Source organism: Pristimantibacillus sp. Z349TD_6, assembly GCF_056173205.1.
Genome location: NZ_CM149662.1, coordinates 2,652,604 through 2,672,202, shown reverse-complemented (window position 1 = coordinate 2,672,202; position 19,599 = coordinate 2,652,604). Strand labels below are relative to the sequence as shown.

At 49.4% G+C, this 19,599-nt stretch carries 11 protein-coding genes; 3 read left to right on the top strand and 8 right to left on the bottom strand.

Translation table 11 applies throughout. The features are described 5' to 3' along the window. Nucleotides 1-146 precede the first annotated feature (146 nt). Nucleotides 147-290 carry a hypothetical protein gene (locus AC0VYE_RS11115; protein WP_475447898.1) on the top strand — a complete coding sequence of 48 codons (144 nt, stop codon included), beginning with the start codon at nt 147-149 and terminating at the stop codon, nt 288-290. Nucleotides 291-1,304: 1,014 nt separating this feature from the next. Here AC0VYE_RS11115 and AC0VYE_RS11110 read toward each other — a convergent pair. After that, nucleotides 1,305-3,980: a hypothetical protein gene (locus tag AC0VYE_RS11110; protein ID WP_475447896.1), complete on the bottom strand. Its 2,676-nt coding sequence runs from the start codon at nt 3,978-3,980 to the stop codon at nt 1,305-1,307. 111 nt (nt 3,981-4,091) lie between these two features. Between AC0VYE_RS11110 and AC0VYE_RS11105 the strand changes: the two genes are divergently transcribed. Further along, nucleotides 4,092-5,369, top strand: coding sequence for an MFS transporter (locus tag AC0VYE_RS11105; protein WP_475449531.1), 1,278 nt, complete (start codon nt 4,092-4,094; stop codon nt 5,367-5,369). 80 nt (nt 5,370-5,449) lie between these two features. Here the strand turns inward: AC0VYE_RS11105 and ltrA are convergent, their stop codons facing one another. The 3 genes from ltrA to galA all read right to left on the bottom strand — a co-directional run bounded on the left by ltrA (nt 5,450) and on the right by galA (nt 11,598). Continuing rightward, nucleotides 5,450-6,742 (bottom strand): group II intron reverse transcriptase/maturase, encoded by a 1,293-nt coding sequence (gene ltrA / locus AC0VYE_RS11100; protein WP_475447894.1) that lies wholly within the window; start codon nt 6,740-6,742, stop codon nt 5,450-5,452. A 777-nt stretch (nt 6,743-7,519) separates the two neighbouring features. After that, nucleotides 7,520-9,031 carry a sulfatase family protein gene (locus AC0VYE_RS11095; protein ID WP_475447892.1) on the bottom strand — a complete coding sequence of 504 codons (1,512 nt, stop codon included), beginning with the start codon at nt 9,029-9,031 and terminating at the stop codon, nt 7,520-7,522. Between the two features lie 68 nt (nt 9,032-9,099). Next, entirely contained in the window at nt 9,100-11,598 is a 2,499-nt protein-coding gene (gene galA, locus AC0VYE_RS11090) for a beta-galactosidase GalA (protein WP_475447890.1), read from the bottom strand. A gap of 184 nt (nt 11,599-11,782) precedes the next feature. On the opposite strand from galA, the gene AC0VYE_RS11085 reads away from it, so the two are divergent. Continuing rightward, nucleotides 11,783-12,658, top strand: coding sequence for a helix-turn-helix transcriptional regulator (locus tag AC0VYE_RS11085; protein WP_475447888.1), 876 nt, complete (start codon nt 11,783-11,785; stop codon nt 12,656-12,658). 63 nt (nt 12,659-12,721) lie between these two features. On the opposite strand, the gene AC0VYE_RS11080 is transcribed toward AC0VYE_RS11085, so the two are convergent. The 4 genes from AC0VYE_RS11080 to AC0VYE_RS11065 form a co-directional block, all read right to left on the bottom strand. Next, a complete protein-coding gene (locus tag AC0VYE_RS11080; protein ID WP_475447886.1) occupies nt 12,722-15,697 on the bottom strand; it encodes an OmpL47-type beta-barrel domain-containing protein in 2,976 nt (991 codons plus the stop codon). A 123-nt stretch (nt 15,698-15,820) separates the two neighbouring features. Beyond that, nucleotides 15,821-17,482, bottom strand: a complete 1,662-nt coding sequence (locus tag AC0VYE_RS11075) for an ABC transporter substrate-binding protein (RefSeq protein ID WP_475447884.1) — start codon at nt 17,480-17,482, stop codon at nt 15,821-15,823. 135 nt (nt 17,483-17,617) lie between these two features. Then, nucleotides 17,618-18,529: a carbohydrate ABC transporter permease gene (locus AC0VYE_RS11070; RefSeq protein ID WP_475447882.1), complete on the bottom strand. Its 912-nt coding sequence runs from the start codon at nt 18,527-18,529 to the stop codon at nt 17,618-17,620. A gap of 11 nt (nt 18,530-18,540) precedes the next feature. Next, entirely contained in the window at nt 18,541-19,503 is a 963-nt protein-coding gene (locus AC0VYE_RS11065; RefSeq protein ID WP_277747989.1) for an ABC transporter permease, read from the bottom strand. Nucleotides 19,504-19,599: the final 96 nt, after the last annotated feature.

The window sequence follows — 19,599 nt, the reverse complement described above, 5'->3', positions numbered from 1 at the left end:
TGACCGAAGCAGCTGCACGAATGAAGCAGATATATGATCAGGATGTCGACCATTATCTGATCACCGCGTGCATAAGCGGAGAATACCAACGCACACAGCAATTTGAAGAGGCGTACCGGCAGGTGTAGCAACTGCTGCGGCAACGAATGATGATTCAAGAGACACAAATCATCTCGGAGCTTGCCACTCATATCGACTTTCCGTTATATCGGGAAAGCGATCTAGAGATTCTGTTCAATCATCTTGAGCAAGGGGATGCCTCCGCCGTCATTGAGCTGACAGACCGCTGATTGAACAGCTAAGGAGGAAGAAAGCTCCTGCCTTACAATATAGACAGCTGGCGGAACGAATCGTTATTAAACGTGACGAGTTGGCGTTCCTTATCCAAGGTCAGTATCAATCAGACCGCCTCATGGATCGAGACGAAATTAATGGATGTCTCTCTGCCGAGGAGCTAACCGCTTATCTCAGAGGTGTCATTTATGATATTTGCGTCAAAATCGAGGAGCGAAAGCTGGCAAAAAACGATATCATTGATTTTTGCTTCATTATGTGGAGCATCATTACAATGAAGATTTATCGCTGGACTCTGTTGCGAGCAAAATCAACTTATCTTCGGGTTAATTGTCCAACTATATCAAACAAAAGACCGGTGTAACCTTCAGTGAGCATATTATGGAGGTGCGAATTCGGAAGGCCAAGGAGATGCTGAGGGATTCGTCACTACCTATAGGTGTTATCGATGAGAAAATCGACTACTATTGTGCAACATCATTTTATCGATGATTCAAGAAGGCAACCAGTCTGTCACCAGGAGAATATCGCAGACAGTCTACGCTAAAGCACTGAATGCAAATGGCACCAGGTATACAAGAAAAGCAGCATCTTGAATATATTATAAGTCTGTACTCTTCACCGAGATGCATACGATATAAGACGGTGTTCTGGTCTATTCTTTAAGCTACTTAAGTCGTTGAGTCTAACATACTCAACGACTTAAGGGGAAACCGCACAAATTTTAAAGGTGAAAAGCTTTTTTCAGTCATCGTACTTGCGATGCTTGACTAGCTGATGACCGTTCATAAATATTATTATATGAATCGTGACCTTCTTCTACTTGTAATTCAATCGGCTCCACGCAAGCGTTGTTCTTGGTCTTGAGTCAGGTGACGAAGAAATATCCCTTTCATGTTATCGATTGAATACAGCATAATTAATGTAGCCACTCTCAATAACAAAAGTGACGACACACATCGAAAAGACCATAAAGGTAGGTTTGGTCATTCTTCACGGGATTCCCAAGATTACTTTGATATTAGCAAATGATCCATTATAAACGAATTCCCGCTTTGTGGAGCATCCTCCCACAAGTTGAAGCTGATGGACTTGATTTGGGCCGTCGACAATCCGTTTGTCGCTCCCCAATAGCCGTCAGCCCCAGACGTTTGGGCAGGCGAGGCGCCGAAGCTGCCGAGCGTAATGGTGCGAGAAGCATTGGCATTTACGGTAAAATAAAACGTTCTCAGCTGTCCATTGTTATCCAGCACGTTGCATCGGAGCTGTATCGGCAATGCGGTTGGGTTGGTCACATCTGCCGTGATGGATGGCGCAGCTCCCAGATTCCATGGCGAAGCAGGTTTGAACTCTACTCCGGCATACACCGTATCGAGAGTGCCTACATTGACCTTCATGGCGCGAACGCCATCGGTTGCGCCCTGTGACACATATTGAATAGTCGCTTGATTATAAGCGCTGATCAGGGATAGATTCTCCGAGGCTTCGAAGGATATCTTCGTATTCCCTGTGCTGCCGAATCTTGTGGCATAGGCTTGAGCGTGAACCGTTTTAGCGGCTTGGACAAGAGGAGCATACGGAACATCGGCCACATCCACAAAGCCCAGATTGTAATTTTCGCCGTCCCAATGACGGCCAAGCAGCGGTTCATCCACATATTGGAACCAATGCGCGCCGACAAAATAAGGATTCTGCAAGGCGGCATTCATATAATTCGTAAATTTGGACGCTCGATCCTGCTGGCTTGACGCGGCGGATTCCGAGTTCGGACCCGTTCCGAACATACCTCTATCATTGGATCCGAAGGCAAACTCTCCTACAATAGCAGGCTTGTTCAGCGCAGCGATATCCATCCAGCTATGGCCGTTAACAGACTCCTTATAGACGTTGTAGCTCACCACATCCACGTATTCAGCGGCGGCCTCTTGAACCTCCTTGCTAATGCCCCATTCCGCAAACCGGGAGCCCAGATACAGAGTATTGGGCAGTGCTTGTGTCAAGGCGGCATCTACGATGCTGAAATATTTTTTGGCCAGAAGCTTCAGCATCGCTGAATAGTCGGGAAGCATGCCGTTTGAGATTTGCGCCGGCTTGAACGGCGCGTCCATTGCTGAGAAGGAAGCGAATGAAGTGCCCCACTGGGCGTTTAATGCTGCAATGTTGTTGCTGTATTTGGTCTTCAGATGAGCGATCATGGCACGTTTGGCATAGCTTTTGCTGTCAGCAGCATGCATGGCTAATAGGTTGCTGATAAGCAAATATTTGCTCTGTGTAGTAGCAGGACTGCCCCAAGGGATTTCATTATCTACATAAATGCCGATGAGCCACGGGTCCTGCGCGACGCCATACGCAACAAGCTGATTCTGCACCATATCGTTGACACTGACCGTGAACTGCGGATCGTACGGGTCGGCAACCCCTCCCCACTCCCCGCTTGGAATGGTAGTGTGGGTTCCCCAGCTCGTCCAGCCATTGGCCACATACGCCAGCTTGTGCTGGGAGCCCTTGCCGAAGAACAGCGTTGGCTCCGACCAATTGCCAAGCGAGTTGAAGCCCCAATTTTTGAAGCGGGCCACGGATACATCCTTCCACTTATTGATATAATCGGTTCCGTATTTGCGTTCCAGGTTCGCGGAATAGTGATTGAACAGCCAGCCCTCGGTTTGTCCCAGCGGCGGGCTGCCTACTGTCGTTGTATAACGGAAGTGCTCGCCGAGTGAGCTGTTTTTGGCCGGAAGGTCCTTGAACATCGCATCCCGTCCCGAGATCCAGGTGTGCATATCATCCAAGCGGACGACGTCCACACCAGTCGAGAAGAATAAGTACCCTTCAGGATCAACCAATGTCCACTTGCCCCCATATTGAGCAACCCTGAATCGACCTGTCGCTTGCAGCTTGGGACCGTTCTTCCACCCTCCGTATTGGCTTGTAGCAATGGGCTGTGAACCGTTAAGCGCAAACGCCTCCTCTGCTTTATCGTTCAAGAGATCCTGGTCACTGTTGATCTTCTCGCTCCAGCTTGCCCCTGAATACTGACCATACTTATCGACAATGCCGTTCAAGTAGCTTAGATTGGAATTGGGGTCCTGGATCACTCTCAAATTGTCAATGACCAGGGCTGTAGCAGTGCTGGGATACATCTGAAAAAATTGCAAGGACACAACATTGGCGGGATTAATAGACTTATCTCCCCATGCATATCCCATCTGTAAGCCGGCAGGATTAGGCGGCAGGAAGCGCATGCCCAAATCCAGCACCGCGGAGTTGAGACTCAGAAAATATTGGTTAGTCGTCCCGGCCTTCGCTACCGCCTGACTAACGATAGAATCCTTCACGCCGTCGGCTTGGGCGCTGTCATCCACACGCAGGTAGAATGTAATATCCTTATTACTTGCATTCGTCAGCTCGAAGGCAATCGCATTGCCGGAGCCTACACTCCATGGCGTGGCGGGCGCAAACTTCACGGAGGGGAAGTCCGCAACGGCGTAGTTGACCTTGAGCGCCTTAGACCCTGTCGTATTCGTTACAATCTGAAGTGTAGCGTTCGAGCCTGTTACATAAGAGGGGATTACGCCATTATCGAAGTTCAAAGTAGGGAACGGGGTGGCTGCGTTGGCTGTGCCAGGCTGTCCCGCCAGCCCTGCAATCATAGCCAAGGTAAGCAGGCCTGCAAATAGTCGCTTCAAATTTTATTACCTCCCAAATTCAAATTCATGTGATATGGTTTGCCCGTTATTGTTAAGCCGTCCTCCTCTCCCCTTTACTCGCAATTCTTGGATGCGCTTTCATTGTAAAGGATTGGCATTCTGATCCAATATGAAAATTTTAGCTTTTTTATATGGAAAAACCATGTACAGTTCGTCAAAAGCAATCATGATATAATGTATCCCGTACGTATTAGGAGGGGATCATTCTTGCGCGCCGCTATGAGCTTTCGAATTATACTGATCGCTATTTTTTGCTTTCAGATGATCTTGAATATGACCCGCCCCATCGTGACCTTGTACGGAGCCGAGCTCGGCGCTTCTACTCTTGAAATTGGATACTTAACCGCAGCATACGCATTGATTCCATTATTCCTCTCCATCTATGCAGGAAGAATTGCGGACAAGGTCGGGGACCGGCTTCCGGTATTAAGCGGCTTTATCGGAGTTGGGAGTGGGATGGCCATACCCGCGCTGATTGATTCGCTTTGGGCGCTTTATCTTTCGCAGATTATTGTGGGTATCTCTCATGTTCTCATTGTAATTTCCTTGCAAAACCTTCTGGGGAATGCTGCTCCCCCGCATAAGCGGGATTACTATTTCAGCATGTTCTCAACCGCCGTTTCGGTGGGAGCGGTGGCTGGACCTGTAGCTGGCGGCTATATGGCGGAGCATATCTCCTATCCGTCCGTCTTTGCAGCTTCTCTAGTATTGTGTATCATTGCGTTCATATTGGCCTGGCGTCTCCAAGCTTCTGGCAAAACAACAGCTCCGGCTGAAGCCACTTTAATATCCTCCTTGGGACTTCTGAAGATTCCGCAGCTGCGCAAGGCGATGATTTCGAGCGCGCTAGCTCTATACAGCCGCGATATCTTTGTCGCTTATTTCCCCTTGTATGCCCAAGGACTGGATATCTCGGCTTCATCTATTGGCTGGATATTAACCCTTCAAGGGTTGATGATGGTAGTCGTGCGCTTCTTTCTAACCAAGCTGACGAACGCCTTCGGACGTGATTATGTGTTGATGGCCTCTATCTTCGTCGCCGGCATCTGCTTCCTGCTCCTGCCGATCTGGGATCATATTCTGGTACTCGCGGTGCTGAGCGCTTGTATGGGAGCCGGGCTCGGCTGCAGTCAGCCTCTATCCATGACGACGACTTATAATGCGTCTCCGAAGTCCCGCACGGGAGAGGTGCTTGGTCTTAGATTAACCGTCAACAGAGCCTCCCAGATCGTGGCTCCTCTCTTCTTCGGCTTGATCGGTTCCTCAGCAGGACTTCTATCCGTATTTATACTTAGCGGGGTATTCCTTGTCGGAGGAACATGGGTTATTAAGCCAAGCAAGAGGCCTAATGTGGACGAGCCATTATGAATCGAGTAGGCCCATGAATAAATTCATAGGCCTCTCACAGAACCAGGACGTGCGGATCCTCGCATCCGGTTCCTCCATGGCTATCCCCGCTGGGGATGTTGGGATTGTATCATCTGAACTAAGCTACATAGACCGAGTTCCTCGAACCAAGCGTTCGGCATCGCATAGTGAGCATGCTGGCAACTGGAGTTCCTCCAAGCCGTCATTCGTATGCTCCCCAATTCTCCGCGCCATCCTCGTCTTCGCATTTCACGCATCAGTTTGCGAGCATGCCTCCAGCTGCGCATCTGTACCATTCGCAGCCTTCGGCGTATCCATGCGTCGAGGTTTCGAAACAGACTTCTTACATCCCCCGTTCCGAAATAATTAGCCCATCCCCTCACGTATGGATTCAGCACCCGCTTCACCAGCTCTTGTACGTTGATCGTCTGGTTGCGCCTCGTGATCTGCTTTACCCGCTCTTTGAATTTCGTGATCGCTTTCCCTGAAGGCGTCATCCAATGCCCGGGTTTAAACTCATGCCCCAGAAACACAAACGATTCTTCTTGATGATTCACAATTTTCGTTTTTGTTGGATGCACCTTTAATCCCAGCTCGCTCTCCAGCAGCTTCGTAATTTGACCGAGCACTCGCTCGGCTCCCCTGCGGCTTCGGCAGCAGATCACGAAGTCATCGGCGTATCGCGTCATGCGATGTCCCCGCGATTCCATAAGCGTATCCAGCGGATGCAGATAGATGTTCGCAAGCAGCGGACTACACACACCGCCTTGCGGGCTTCCGAGATCGCTGGCTTGTACGACACCATTCTCCAGAACACCTGCCTTCAGCATGCTTTCGATCAGTCGTATTACACTTCCGTCCACCACTTCTTCCCGCACTTGCTCGATCAGCTTTTCATGGGGGATCGTATCAAAGTAGGATTTCAGATCAGCGTCAATGACGTACCGATACCCTTCCATCAGGTCTTTCCGTATCCGCTCCAGCGCCATATGTGCGCTTCGTCCCGGACGGAAGCCATAGCTGCGCTCACAAAACTTGACTTCAAAGATCGGCTCCAGCACTCGCTTTAGCGCCGCCTGCACGACACGATCTCCTACGGTCGGGATACCCAAGGGCCTTTCGCTTCCGTCTGCCTTTGCGATATATTTCCGTCTTACTGGCTTTGGCGTGTAGCTCTTGGTTCGCAACGCCGTTTGAAGGGCTCTTAAGTTGTCCTCCAAATTCGCTTCAAAGACGGGGATGGTCACGTTGTCTACGCCCGGCGCACCTCGATTGGCCTTCACCTCTTTGAAGGCTTCCTCCAAGTTCGGCATCGCCCATACTTTGTCGATCAGGCTGTACCATCTACGTTTCTTAGCTGGATGTTCTCCCACACGTAAGCTCCTCTTCGTTGTTTCCTTGTCGGTGTTCGGTTTCTTCCACTTCTCTCTCGTCTGCGGATAGCCTTCAAAAAAAATTTTTTTCTCTGGCAGTCAGGCGTTCCAAAAGTGTACTCCGTCAGATCGCCTACCCGTTTGTTCGGCGTCGGTTCTTCGCGCTTCTTGGCTCCCCGATCTCAATCTGAGCACCAGCATCTCCTTCTACGTTTAGAACTTATCTTCCACGGTTCCAGGCTTCGCACGATTCTCCCGCCTTTTGGGTCGAGGTTCGTCCCGTCAACTCCGTGCCGGGTCGCTTGCCATTGCGGCCTTTCCTGCAAGCTTTTTCGCTACTATCCCTTCGTATGACTGCTCGCTACCCTTAGCCCACACTCTTCCTTTGCGGCTTTGTGTAGGGTTACCGCTCCAGGCGGAGGTGACAAGCTCTCCTTGGGTCACGTCATCGTTCTTTCCCTCGAATCCAGTCCTCTTAACCTGCGAAGTCTATGGTGGTATGGGACTTTCCCATCTCTTGCGGGGTTGTCCGACTTCGCCGGCCAACACGGTTTAGCCGCCTGTTCCGAGTTTTGCCTTCTGGACCTCCGCACGCTGCCTTACGGCACACGCACTACCAGTCAGCTATGCGCTTCCGCCACCTCGCGGTGCGCTCGGGACTTTCACCCGTTAGATCGATGCGCTGCCAAGCGCACAAGAAAGCTTTCTTATATTTCAAGAAAGCGGAGACACCATAGGGGCCTCCGCTTCGCTGAACTGCAGTTGTATGAATTTAAACTAGCTATGCTGTGATAGCGCTATTCGTTCCAGCAGCTCCGGATAGGCTGAATCATCATCGTCTGCACTCTGCTTTATCGCAAACAACTTTTGTCTCGCTTCTTTAATAAGCTCCTTGTATTCGGGATGTCCATATACATTATTCATCTCATAAGGATCCTGCCGCAAATCATAAAATTCCCATGATGCCGGCGTTTCCTCATCCAGTGCTCCCGAGGCGTCCAGCGGCAAGCCGTAGAAGAAGATCAGCTTGTATTCTCTCGTCCGCAAGCCGAAGTGCGCCGGGTTATCATGATGCGTTAGATGCATCCAATAACGATAATAGATGGCGTCCTTCCATTCCATCTGTGACCCGTTCAACAGCCCTCTGAAGCTGCTCCCGTCCACTTGGCAAGTATAGTCGGTATCGGCATAATTCAACAATGTCGGTCCGATATCAATATTGCTCACGAGCGATTCCATCACGGTGCCCGGCTCGATCTCCTTTGGATACCGAATGAGGAACGGCATCCGTAGCGCTTCTTCATAAATCCAGCGTTTGTCGATATAATCATGCTCGCCGAGAAACATCCCCTGATCGGAGGTATAGATGACAATCGTATGCTCCAGTTGTCCGCTTTGCTCCAGGTAGTCAAGCAATCGGCCTACATTGTCGTCTATTCCCTTGACAACTCGAAGATAATCTTTCAAATATTTCTGATACGCCGCTTTGGTTCTCCCTTCCGCATCCAGGCCCGCAAGCTCAAGAGGACCGGTCGGGTAAGACGGATCGCTCTGTCGCAGGACGGCATTCCGCTTCGGATTACGCTCCGACACAGACGTACCGTAGTCTCGAGAGCCTTCTGAACGATGCTCCCGATTCTCCCACAAACTTTCCGGCTCCGGAATTTCTATCCCGTCGAACAGATGCTCATAACGGGGATGATATTCGAAATCGTCATGCGGTGCCTTATGGTGACAATGCAACATAAAGGGCTTGGATGGATCTCGTGCTTCCAGCCACTCCAGACATTTGTCCGTAATAATGTCCGTCACATACCCAGCATGTCTCGTCCCGGTGCTCACATCATGAACATCGGATATGGATGACCAGTCAAAGCCTGACCTTATAAAGCTGGGATTCCAATACGTGCCCTGCCCGGACAACACATCGTAATGGTCAAATCCCTGCGGCTCGCTGTGCAGATGCCACTTGCCGATAACAGCCGTCTCGTAGCCCGCTTCCTGCATCCTTCGAGGATACGTCTCCAGCTCCGTGCTCAAGCTGTCGCTTAACGTCTTCACACCATTATGGTGGGAATACAAACCGGTCAGAATCGTCGCGCGACTAGGTGTGCATATGGCGTTTGTGCAAAAGAAATTCCGGAATAGCGCCCCTTCCTTGGCCAGCCTGTCGATGTGGGGAGTCGCGCACACCTCAGCCAGCCTGGAGCTATAAGCACTAATGGCATTGGCTGCATGGTCATCTGACATAATAAATAATAGATTGGGTCGATCATGAGATTGTGTCATATCTGTTGTCCTCCGGTACGTATTGGAATGCTAGACAAGAGAATCGTGCAGCTCCCTATCATTGCCGATCAGACACCGCCGTCGGCTGCATCTCTCCGACCCGTGCCCGTTGGAATCAGCTCGGCAGTCCTCAACGTGGACGCAAGCGATGTCTTATCCGAAGGCTCAATGTGAATAGTTAATTCTCCACGCTTTACGCCTTCCGCTTCAGCAATCAGACGAATGTCACCGCCTGCTCCGTTGGCTCGCACCAGCACTTGACTTAGTCCTTGGAAAGCACTTCGGCAAGGGAGCTTGTCATCCTCATGGCTTTCCGGGTTGCCATTGCCAGTGCCAATTATCTCGCCGGGTCCTTCCACTGAAAACGTCAATGGCGTGTCTGCATTCGGAACGATTCGACCGGCTGCATCGGCAATCGCTGCTTGCACGATACATACATCTTCATTATCTGCTATAAGAGTGATCCTCTCGGAGCTCAGGAGGATCTGGGCCGGCTCGCCTGTTGTCGCAACAACCTCCGTCAGCACAAGCTCGCCATTGCGGTACCCACACGCCATTAATTCACCCGCTTCGTAGACAACCTGCCATTCGGCATGGCCATGCTCAGGAACAGCTCGCCTCCCTGCACTGTTCCCGTTCAAAAATAATTCCACCTCCTCCATGTTCGAGAATGCCCATACATCGATCAATTCCCCTTCGCTTCCCTGCCAATTCCAATGCGGGAGTAGGTGCAGCACGGGCTGACTCGTCCATCTAGCTTGATAGTAATAATAAATATCCTTCGGGAAGCCGCACAAATCCATAATCCCGTATCGAGAGATGACGCTAGGCCATTCATAAGGGAATGTTTCTCCTCGGTAGTCGAACCCCGTCCATACAAACAATCCCGCTACAAAGTCATGCTCCGCCGCCGCCTTCCAGGCTTCCTCCGGCTGAGCTCCCCACAATGGATACGTTTCACCGTAAGCACTAATTAGGCCTTCACGCTCCGGATTCGAGCAGATGACTGTTGCTTTGCCATGCTCTGAGATGTTTAACGAGCGATCGGCGAATGACTTCCTGTAGACACCGCGGGTGGACAGCGTCGAAGCATTCTCGGTACCGATAAACGGTTTGTCCGGATATGCCTTGTGAAAGTGATCGTACGCATCCCAATTCCTTCTCATCATATAGTTAAAGCCATGAACGTCGATATGGAAGCCGTTCTCTTCATGATACTGCGTAAGCGGCAGCCAGTCGGCATTCATACCGTACGTGCACTTGCGGCTTGGATCAAGTTTATGCGCAAGTTTTTGCATGGCGTGCAATATACGCACACCTGCGTCCTTCCCTTGAATATTCATTTCCTCATTGCCTAACGACCATAAGATAATGGATGGATGGTTCCGGTCCCTTCGGATGAGACTTCTCAATTGGCTCAGCCCTTCACTTGTTGCATCCGTTTGACGCACCTCATCAATGACGAGCATGCCTAGCCGATCACAAGCCTCAAGGACGGAAGGAGCGGGCGGATTATGCGACGTTCGGTACGCATTGCAGCCCATCTCCTTTAATCGCTGAATACGAAATTCATTTACGGCTGCAGGCACCGCCATGCCGACGCCGGCATGATCCTCGTGGCAGCATACGCCCTTTAGCTTCAGCGGCTGACCATTCAGCAGAAATCCTCGCTCGGCATCAAAGGCAATCGTCCGCACTCCGAAGAACGTTTCGTATCTATCAACAACTTCGTCTCCAATGAATAACATACTCTTGAGCGTATATAAATTGGGTGAATCCGTGGACCAGAGACAAGGAGCCTCCAGAGTAACGGACTGCTTGAGCGTTAAACTATTATCCGCGGAGATATCAGCAGATGTAACGGCTTCGCCAGCCAGCTCTCCATCTGGCCCCATGATGACAGATTGCAGCTTAAATGCTACGTCCTTCTCGTAATGGCTGTCTACCTCCGTCTCGATGACAACAAGCGCTTTGTTCTCAATTGAATCGAGCTCAGCCTTTACGAACGTTCCCCAATGCGATATTCTCAGCGAATCCGTCATTACCAGTCTAACATCGCGATATATGCCGCCGCCTTCATACCACCAGCCTTCGAATTCACTTGCATCCACCCGGACCGCTACTACATTCGGCTCTTCGGCATGCACCACCTCTGTAATATCATAAGAAAAGCTGGTATACCCGCTTAAATGACCTCCTACATAATGGCCGTTCACCCATATGGAGCAGTTCCGGAACACCCCGTCAAATTCAATAGTTAAGCGTTTCGACGCGATATCCTCGGTCAGCATAAATGCTCTACGGTACCAGCCAACACCCTTCTTCAGCGAGCCGTGTGACGCAGGCACCTGCGTATCATATTCGCCGCGCTCCAGCACGAAGTCGTGTGGAACCCGAACGTCACTCCAAGCTGAATCGTCATACCCCCATTTGGCAATTCCATGATTGCCGGACTTGATCCAATGCGGATTTGAATATCTTTCCTTGTGCACAGCGTCGTAATTGGTATTAACAAGGTCCCCGTAATAAAACTTCCAATCCGCGTTTAAGCTCCATACTTGTCGCATTCTTGTCCTCCCCTGAACTCCTTATTTTCTCCTATCATACCGACTTGATATTCGAGTTGTAAGCGTTATACTCGACTTATTATAATACGATACCGACTAATGCAGATAAGTAAATGTTCATTGACAGAATGGTGAATCGTACCCTATCGTTAAGAGATAGAAAGCTAATGCAGGAGGAACCGCCATGAAGATGCTGGAGTTCATCATCCCACCTTTGCCCCAGTTTATAACTGTCGGTCATTCCTGGTGGAAGCAAGGGAAAGCACATTTCCGACGCAACTGGGACATTTACGATCTCATTATCGTCACCAACGGCACGCTGTATATAACGGAAGACGACCAGCCCTATACGATTTCAGCCGGCAGCATGCTGCTGCTGGAACCGGGTCGCACCCACTTTGGCCATCGTCCCTGCGAACAGAATACGGAAACCTATTACGTACACTTCAGCCATCCTGTTCCTCCTCGCGAGTTGAACAGCGGCGGCTTCGAGTGGTCGCAAGCCCTGCAGCCGCCAACGGATGACGATGCCAATCCACGAGCGCATACGATGTACCTTCCCAAGCATGCTGAGGTTGGCTTGCCCCCTCTACTTCAGATTCTGGATCGGATGGTAGAGATTCGCAATCATATCTTTATACGGAATGCTCTGGAGCTTCATAGCCTGACCTCTCAGTTATTGCTGGAGCTGCAGCAGGTCATCCATCAGACAAAACCAATGTCCCGATCACTGGAGCTGTGCACCCGAATGGCGCGATACCTGGAGTCGCATATGCGGGAACCCTATAGTTCGAAGAAGCTGGAAGACGAGTTTCACTTCCACATCGATTATTTAAGCAGATGCCTGAAGAAGCATACCGGCATGACCCCTTTGCAATATCAGCACCATATTCGATTGGAACGAGCCAAACAAATGCTTGCCCATACGATGACCAGCGTCCAGGAAATCGCATACGAACTGGGATACGAACATAGCAGCTATTTTATCCGCACCTTCCGCAACAAGGAAGGAATCACGCCGGGAGCCTATAGAGACCGCTTTGTTCCTGGAACGAACTAATCGCCATGCACGGTCCTTGGACTAGCGCATGGCGATTCTCATTGCTCACTGTATGATTTATGGCTACTTCCCTTTTGTAACTACGATATCCGCTTCTGCTGTTTTGTGGTTCCCCGCATGATCCGTTACCGTGTAGACAACCGTGTACACCCGCTTTTTCGCCTTCGGAGAAAGCTCTGCCCGAAGCTTGAATTCCAAATCATGGCCACCGAACTCCGCGCCCTGAATATCACCAGGTCTGTCCCCGCCGAATAATCCGCTGTCCAATTCGCTGCTAGTTATGGAAGTTAATTGAATATCCCTTATCCCGGACGTTTCGTCCAATGCATGCAACTTGACCTTTATATCGACCAGCTTCTTGTTCGGCGCGCCCAAATCGATACGATCTGGCTGGATGGTCACATCAGGAGCCGTTTTATCCACTGCAATCGTCCTGCTTTGAACAGGCTCGGCATTACCAGCTTTATCCTTGCTGTAGAAGGCTAACGTGTGGGTGCCTTCGGCCTGAATCTCGAGTTCGTGCTCATACCTGTTCCATTCACCGTCATTCAACCGATAATAAATGCCCGCAACACCTGAATGATCGACAGCTTCCAATTGTACGGTTACGTCCGATCGGTACCATCCATTCTCATGAGCTCCTTCAATATTCGCGACGGTTTCCGGCGGACTCGAATCTGCTGAACCCTCCATCGCATAATAGTTAATGAACGCTACCGTACTGACCGTACCCCCTTGTTGAGGAAGCGAAACGACGACCTGGTTCATCTCCTTGATCTCCCCTGCAGGAATGTCGAAATCGACATACCCGAAGTAACGCCCCGGTTTATTCGTGTAACTGATATCACGTTGATAGTTTTTGCCGTTCACAGTGACGCTCATCGGAACGTTAAAGCCATTCTCACGGCCGAATGATACCCGCAAGACAGAGGATTGCAATTGCTCGACAGGAGCAGCAATCTGGAAAGCAGCCGGTTGACCCGTGGCCTTCAGCATCTCATCAGCGTAAACCGTTTTTTCCAACAAAATGTCTTTCACAACTGGCGATTTGTCCAATGTAATTTTAATGATGGAGGTTTCCTCCACTGCCATTGGCATACTCTTCAGATCAGCCTGTTTCTTCGTCTCATAATGCAGCTTGCCTTGCTCCAGATAGAGCCTTCTCTGCTCAATATCATAAATTTTGGCATCGCCGAGATCGAGATTCAAATCCAGGTTAACCCGCTGCGGGTTCATATTGTTGACAGCGACATAAATGACATTGTCCGTTTGCGTGGCATGAACATAAATCTTGTCATGATTGGCCTCAACCGGGAGCAGGTCTCCTTGGTAATCCTTCCAGAAATCCAGGTAATACTTCAGCGGAGTAGGAACTCCCAGGCTGCCGTCTTCCTCATATCGGAAGAGCATATCCGGCGAGCCCTTATCCCACCATTTGATCGGCAACAAAAACGGCACGATCATGTCAAATTCATTCGCACGATTCATATATCGAATCATATATGCATTAAAGTTTTTCAACTGGATCCAGTAATCAATATCCGTCGCACCCGAATGCAAGGTTCCTGTTTCCGAGATTACCATTGGCTTGATGTTGTTGGTTAACGTCATATGATTTCGGAGCAAATCAAGCACCGCCTCCAGGCGGCCTGTCAAATACCCGCCATAGTTAGCGTCTGTTTCATTCAATATCAAGTCCTTGCCTTCGTAGAAATGATGCGAATAAAAGTCAAGATGTCCCTTTGTTAAATCCATAAATCTCATTTGCTCTCTGGCGCTCGCGAATGCGCTAGTATCCAGCGTCATGTTCGCGCTAGTCGGTCCCCCTACCAGAACCTCGGGACTGCGTTCCTTAATTTTGTCAGCCGTTATATTGTGAAAGTCAGCAAGCAGTCCCCACGAATCATAGGCGGCATCATTATGATAGATCCACTCCGAACGAATGGTTGATTCGTTTTTCACTTCTATATAGGCAGGTCCTCTGCCATCCAGCTTGCGATTATAGGCTTCCGTATAGAGGGAAGCAAGCTCGGCCGCAGCTTCGAATTTATCAATTGCCGGCGTCCCCCTTGGATTATTGGGCATATTGGCAGGCCAGGTCCAAGTCGGCCAGTTGTCGTAAGCGATAACATATTTCATGTCCGGCGCATACAGCTTGTCGTATTGGTCAATTAATTGTGAATCCCGCTTATAATGCTGATCGAAAAACGACTCATCGGCATATCCGTCCCGATGAGGGTCCTTGGTCAGCAAGGGATCCTCAGGCTTATGGCCAATCTCCAGCGCTTCCCGGAATTTGAACATTTGCCTTCCCGGAAGGAACCCTCTCTCGGACAAATAAGGTGCTATTTCGTAGGTGACCGGTTCTCCTAACGGATTGGCGTACACTCTGCGAAACTTCTCCTCTTCCATGCGGGTTATGCCATCAATGCTGCGTCTCTTGGTTGCGTCCACATGGACCTGTACAGGTAATATCGGTTTGTCCTCTCCCAACACCCCCCACGCTCTTACATCATACGTGGACGATAAACCGTTCGGCTCATGCAAGACAAGACTCGTCACATTGCCCGTTCCTGTGAACCTGAGCTTAAATCCCTCATATTGCCCCGGCTGGACCTTAATATGAAAGGGTCGTCCCATAATGATCGTCTCCGAGCGGAAATATTCACTTAACTTCTCCTTGCCTGTTGGACCTTCCCAGTATACCTCCAGGTTTTTAATCTGGTCCCCGTTTATATTCAGCTCTCGAAAGAAACCAGCCACTCGCATAATTTCAGGAGGGAGCTCGATGACTTTCTCACCCTGAATCATTCCGATCTGACTTGCAACCGTAATGCGTTTGACCCGCTTCTCGCCGTTATTCACTTGTGTGATATATTCAATTGGATAAGTATCCGCCAGTCCTGCAATAGAATCAAAGTTATCCTTCTGCAGCTGCACATCCGGAGGCAGCTCATAAGCCATTGCAACACCGCCTGTTTGCGGTATGACCAACAAGCAGCACATCATCAATATGAACATATATCTCAACAACTTCATTATCGAATCCCCTCTCAAATATTATTTATCGCTCCCATGGCAAGGAACAGAATAACCCCGATACACTCATCTTTGCTCTTCGCTGCAGAATGCTCGATGGATACCGGGGTTATTCATCATTCCTTACTTCTTGTAGCGAATATCGTACGCCTCCTGCATAATTTCCAGGTAGCGCTTAATATTCATATTACTCAGCTCGTTCAGGTAACCGTCCCAGCCGGCTTCCAGATTGGCATCGCCCATGACGAACTGGACAAGCATGTTGTCGACGTAATCATTGATGGTCTTCTGCAAGCCCAGCAGCTCTGACGACTGCGCTTCGTTGAAGATGAGCGGCGGAACCATAACCGTCTCGTTACGGAACGGCTCATAGCTTTTGGTCGAGGCATGCAGAATGTACTCTACATTGTTCACCGGATCATTGATCGCTTCGCCAATTCGGAAAGCAACAGTCCGATTCGTCGGGTTGGCCTGATTCCAGCTATGATTCGCGACTTCACTAGTTTTCTTCAAGCGTACGAACGTCGCTGGATTGCCTTCCAGACCCTGTTCGCCACTCTCCGCTTTTCTCCAGTCCTCGCCTTCCTTGCCGAACAAGGAGAACATCTGCACCTCTGGATCGTAGAAAGCATCAGCCAGACGTATAGCGACTTCGGGATGCTTGCTTGTCGCACTCACTACAAATCGGCCGTTGACATTGCCTCTTCTATTCTGTGCATTCACATATTGCGTGCCGGATGGGCCTTTGAGCGGCGGAACAACAACATAATCCTTCCATCTTTCATTGTCGGATATCGGGATTGGACTTCCATTTGGAGCAGCGCCCAGAATCACAACATCCCCATTAGCTCCCAGCTGCTTCAACTGATCGCCATCCTGTACGAAAGCCTCTGCATTAATTAATCCTTCGTCGAACAGCTTCTTCATATACCGCAGCCCTTCGCGGTATTGCTCCGACATAAACGCCGCATCTATGGCTCCGTTATTCATATACAATCGCCGTGTTGTATCACCGTTTATGAAATCGTAATAGACGAATGCATTCATCAAAAAGCCCTCGACAGAGCTGTTCCACCCTTTGGGTGATCCGGACAGCGGAATTTCATCGGCGATGCCATTACCGTTCGGATCCTGTGTCTTGAATGCCTTCAGTACTTCATAGAATTCAGCCGTTGTTGTTGGCATCTCCAGTCCCAGCTTATCCAGCCAAGGCTTGTAAATCCATAGCTTGCCGGAGTAATAGCAATGGTAGCATTCATTAATGTCCGGCATGGTGTAGATATGACCGTCATTGGAGGTAATCGCCGGTTTTAAGTGCTCCTGCTCTGCGAATATATTTTGCGTATTCACCGCATGCTCTTCAATCAGATCCTCAAGAGGCAGGAATACCCCCTGATTGCCATAGATCTCAAGCTGTGCATCCGTAATGCCCATATTCATGAAGATGTCAGGATAATCGCCGCTTGCCAGCGTCAGATTCAATTTTTCTTTCACATTGGATTCGGGAACCGTCTCCCATTCCAGATGTACATTTGTTTTCTCTTCCAGCCATTTTGTAAATTCGTTGGTCCGGTAATCCTCTACATCCGGACGAACTGCAGCAAGCACCTTTAAAGTAACCTTCTCTTCTACAATTGGAAAGGTACCCGGCGCAGAAACAGCGCTCGTATTCCCCGCTTTGTCTCCCTCCTTATTGTCCGGCTTCGCATTGGACCCGCTTCCATTAGAGCAAGCGGCTAACAGTAAACACATCATTACAAACGCAAGAGTCCATTTTTGTTTCACTCTGTTTTCCTCCCTTTTTTAAGTTAACCCGATTCAAATGGATGACTGCTATGCAGGGCCTCTGACACCTGGTGCCAGGAATATTAGCAAATACGCATCACCCCTCTCCATAAGCTGTCTTTTCTTGAAGATGCGCTACTCCTTTAACGATCCGATCATGACGCCCTTCACGAAATGCTTCTGAACGAACGGATACAAGACCAATACCGGTCCTGCGGCGACTACAATCAAGGAATATTTGAGCAGCTGTCGCAGGGCATCCTTCTCCGCCATTTCAACGGCATCGGCCACCATGCTCATATCCACCTTGTTTTGTACCAGAATATCCTTCAATACAATTTGCAGGGGGTAAAGCGATTGATCCTTCAAATAAATAAGCGCGTTGAAATATTGATTCCAATGGCCGACGGCATAAAACAAACTAATGACAGCGATAATCGGGGCGGACAGCGGGAGCACAATCCTCCACAGGAACCGGAAATCGTTGCAGCCGTCCATCTGTGCCGCCTCCAACAGCTCGCTGGAAATGGTTACGCGGAAGTAGGTTCGTGTAATAATGACATTCCACACGCTAAGCGCAGCGGGAATAATAAGAGCCCATCGCGTATCCAGCATGCCAAGATCTTTGACGAGCAAATATCGCGGAATAAGTCCACCGTCGAACATCATCGTAAATACGAGCAATACCATAAACAACCTTGCTCCATAAAAGTCTCTTCGCGACAACGGATAAGCGGCCAGCAGCGTAAGAACAACATTAAATAGAGTGCCTACAATCATGTAATAGAAGGAATTCATGACAGAGGATACAATCAGCTTGTGCTTGAATATCGCTTCGTAGCCATCCAGTGTCGGTTGAACCGGCCACAGCCATACCTTCCCGGAGACGACAGCCTGACTGTCGCTAAAGGATGCGCTTACAATATAGATGAGAGGATACAGTGTAATAATAACCATCGTAAGCAGGATACTATAATTGATCCAGGTGAACGCCGCATCCCCTTTTGATTCTTTGATTCTCTGCCTTGGACTTCCCATGTGGCTCATATGCGACCCTCCTACCAAAGACTTTCTTTGCCAACCACACGCGCAATCTGATTGACGGTTACGAGCAATATTAAATTTACGATAGACTTGAACAAACCGATAGCCGAAGCATAGGAGAAATTTAATCCATCCGAGATCAGCCCGACCTTGTAGACATAAGTATCAATAACTTCAGAGGTTGTAATATTGACGGGATTCTGCATGAGGTAAACCTTCTCAAACCCCGTTTGCATTAGATTGCCCATCGACAAGATCAACAGAATGATCATGACCGGCATAATGCCCGGAAGGTCAATATGCCAGATGCGACGCCACTTGCTTGCGCCGTCAACGACTGCAGCCTCATGCAGCGTCGGGCTTACGCCTGCCAGCGCAGCCAAATAAATGATGCACCCCCATCCAGCATTCTGCCAAATATCAGACAGAACGTAGATGGTTTGAAACAGCTCAGGCTTCGCCATAAAGTGAACGGGGGCTGCACCTATTAGCTTTAGAAACTGGTTTACAATGCCTGTTCGCGGATCCAGAAACTGAAGCAGCATACCGACCATAACAACAGTGGATATAAAGTGCGGCGCATACGTAATCATTTGCACAGATTTCTTGAATCTGGCCTGCCTGACATAGTTCAGTCCTAGCGCCAGGATAATCGGCACCGGAAATCCGACGATTAAATGATAGAAGGCCAGGCCAATCGTATTTTTCAGCACTCTCCAGAAATCGTAGGAACCAAAAAACCTCGTCATGTGCTTCATGCCGACCCATTCGCTTCCCATAACTCCTTTCACGGGAATAAAATCTTTAAATGCGATTTGAGCTCCATACATTGGCCAATATTGAAAAATGATTAAATATGCAAGCGGCAATGAAAACAAAACAAGCAGCTGCCAGCTGCGTTTTGCCTGCTTCAGATGTTCTGCCGGCAGGCGCATTCTGACTTTTGGATTGGTTTGTATGGATGAAACCGTTCTCATTGTTTGTTGTCCCCCTTTTCTATTGTTGAGCCTCGTCGACAATTTGATCTTAGCTAGGAAAGCATATTTACGCTATCTGCATTTGCCCTTTCTTTA

What these genes read in the sequence shown, in the direction of transcription:
- AC0VYE_RS11115 (WP_475447898.1), top strand. Translation starts at nt 147, where the DNA reads ATGATGATTCAAGAGACACAAATCATCTCGGAGCTTGCCACTCATATC.
- galA (WP_475447890.1), bottom strand. Translation starts at nt 11,598, where the DNA reads ATGCGACAAGTATGGAGCTTAAACGCGGATTGGAAGTTTTATTACGGG.
- AC0VYE_RS11095 (WP_475447892.1), bottom strand. Translation starts at nt 9,031, where the DNA reads ATGACACAATCTCATGATCGACCCAATCTATTATTTATTATGTCAGAT.
- AC0VYE_RS11065 (WP_277747989.1), bottom strand. Translation starts at nt 19,503, where the DNA reads ATGAGAACGGTTTCATCCATACAAACCAATCCAAAAGTCAGAATGCGC.
- AC0VYE_RS11085 (WP_475447888.1), top strand. Translation starts at nt 11,783, where the DNA reads ATGAAGATGCTGGAGTTCATCATCCCACCTTTGCCCCAGTTTATAACT.
- AC0VYE_RS11070 (WP_475447882.1), bottom strand. Translation starts at nt 18,529, where the DNA reads ATGAGCCACATGGGAAGTCCAAGGCAGAGAATCAAAGAATCAAAAGGG.
- AC0VYE_RS11080 (WP_475447886.1), bottom strand. Translation starts at nt 15,697, where the DNA reads ATGAAGTTGTTGAGATATATGTTCATATTGATGATGTGCTGCTTGTTG.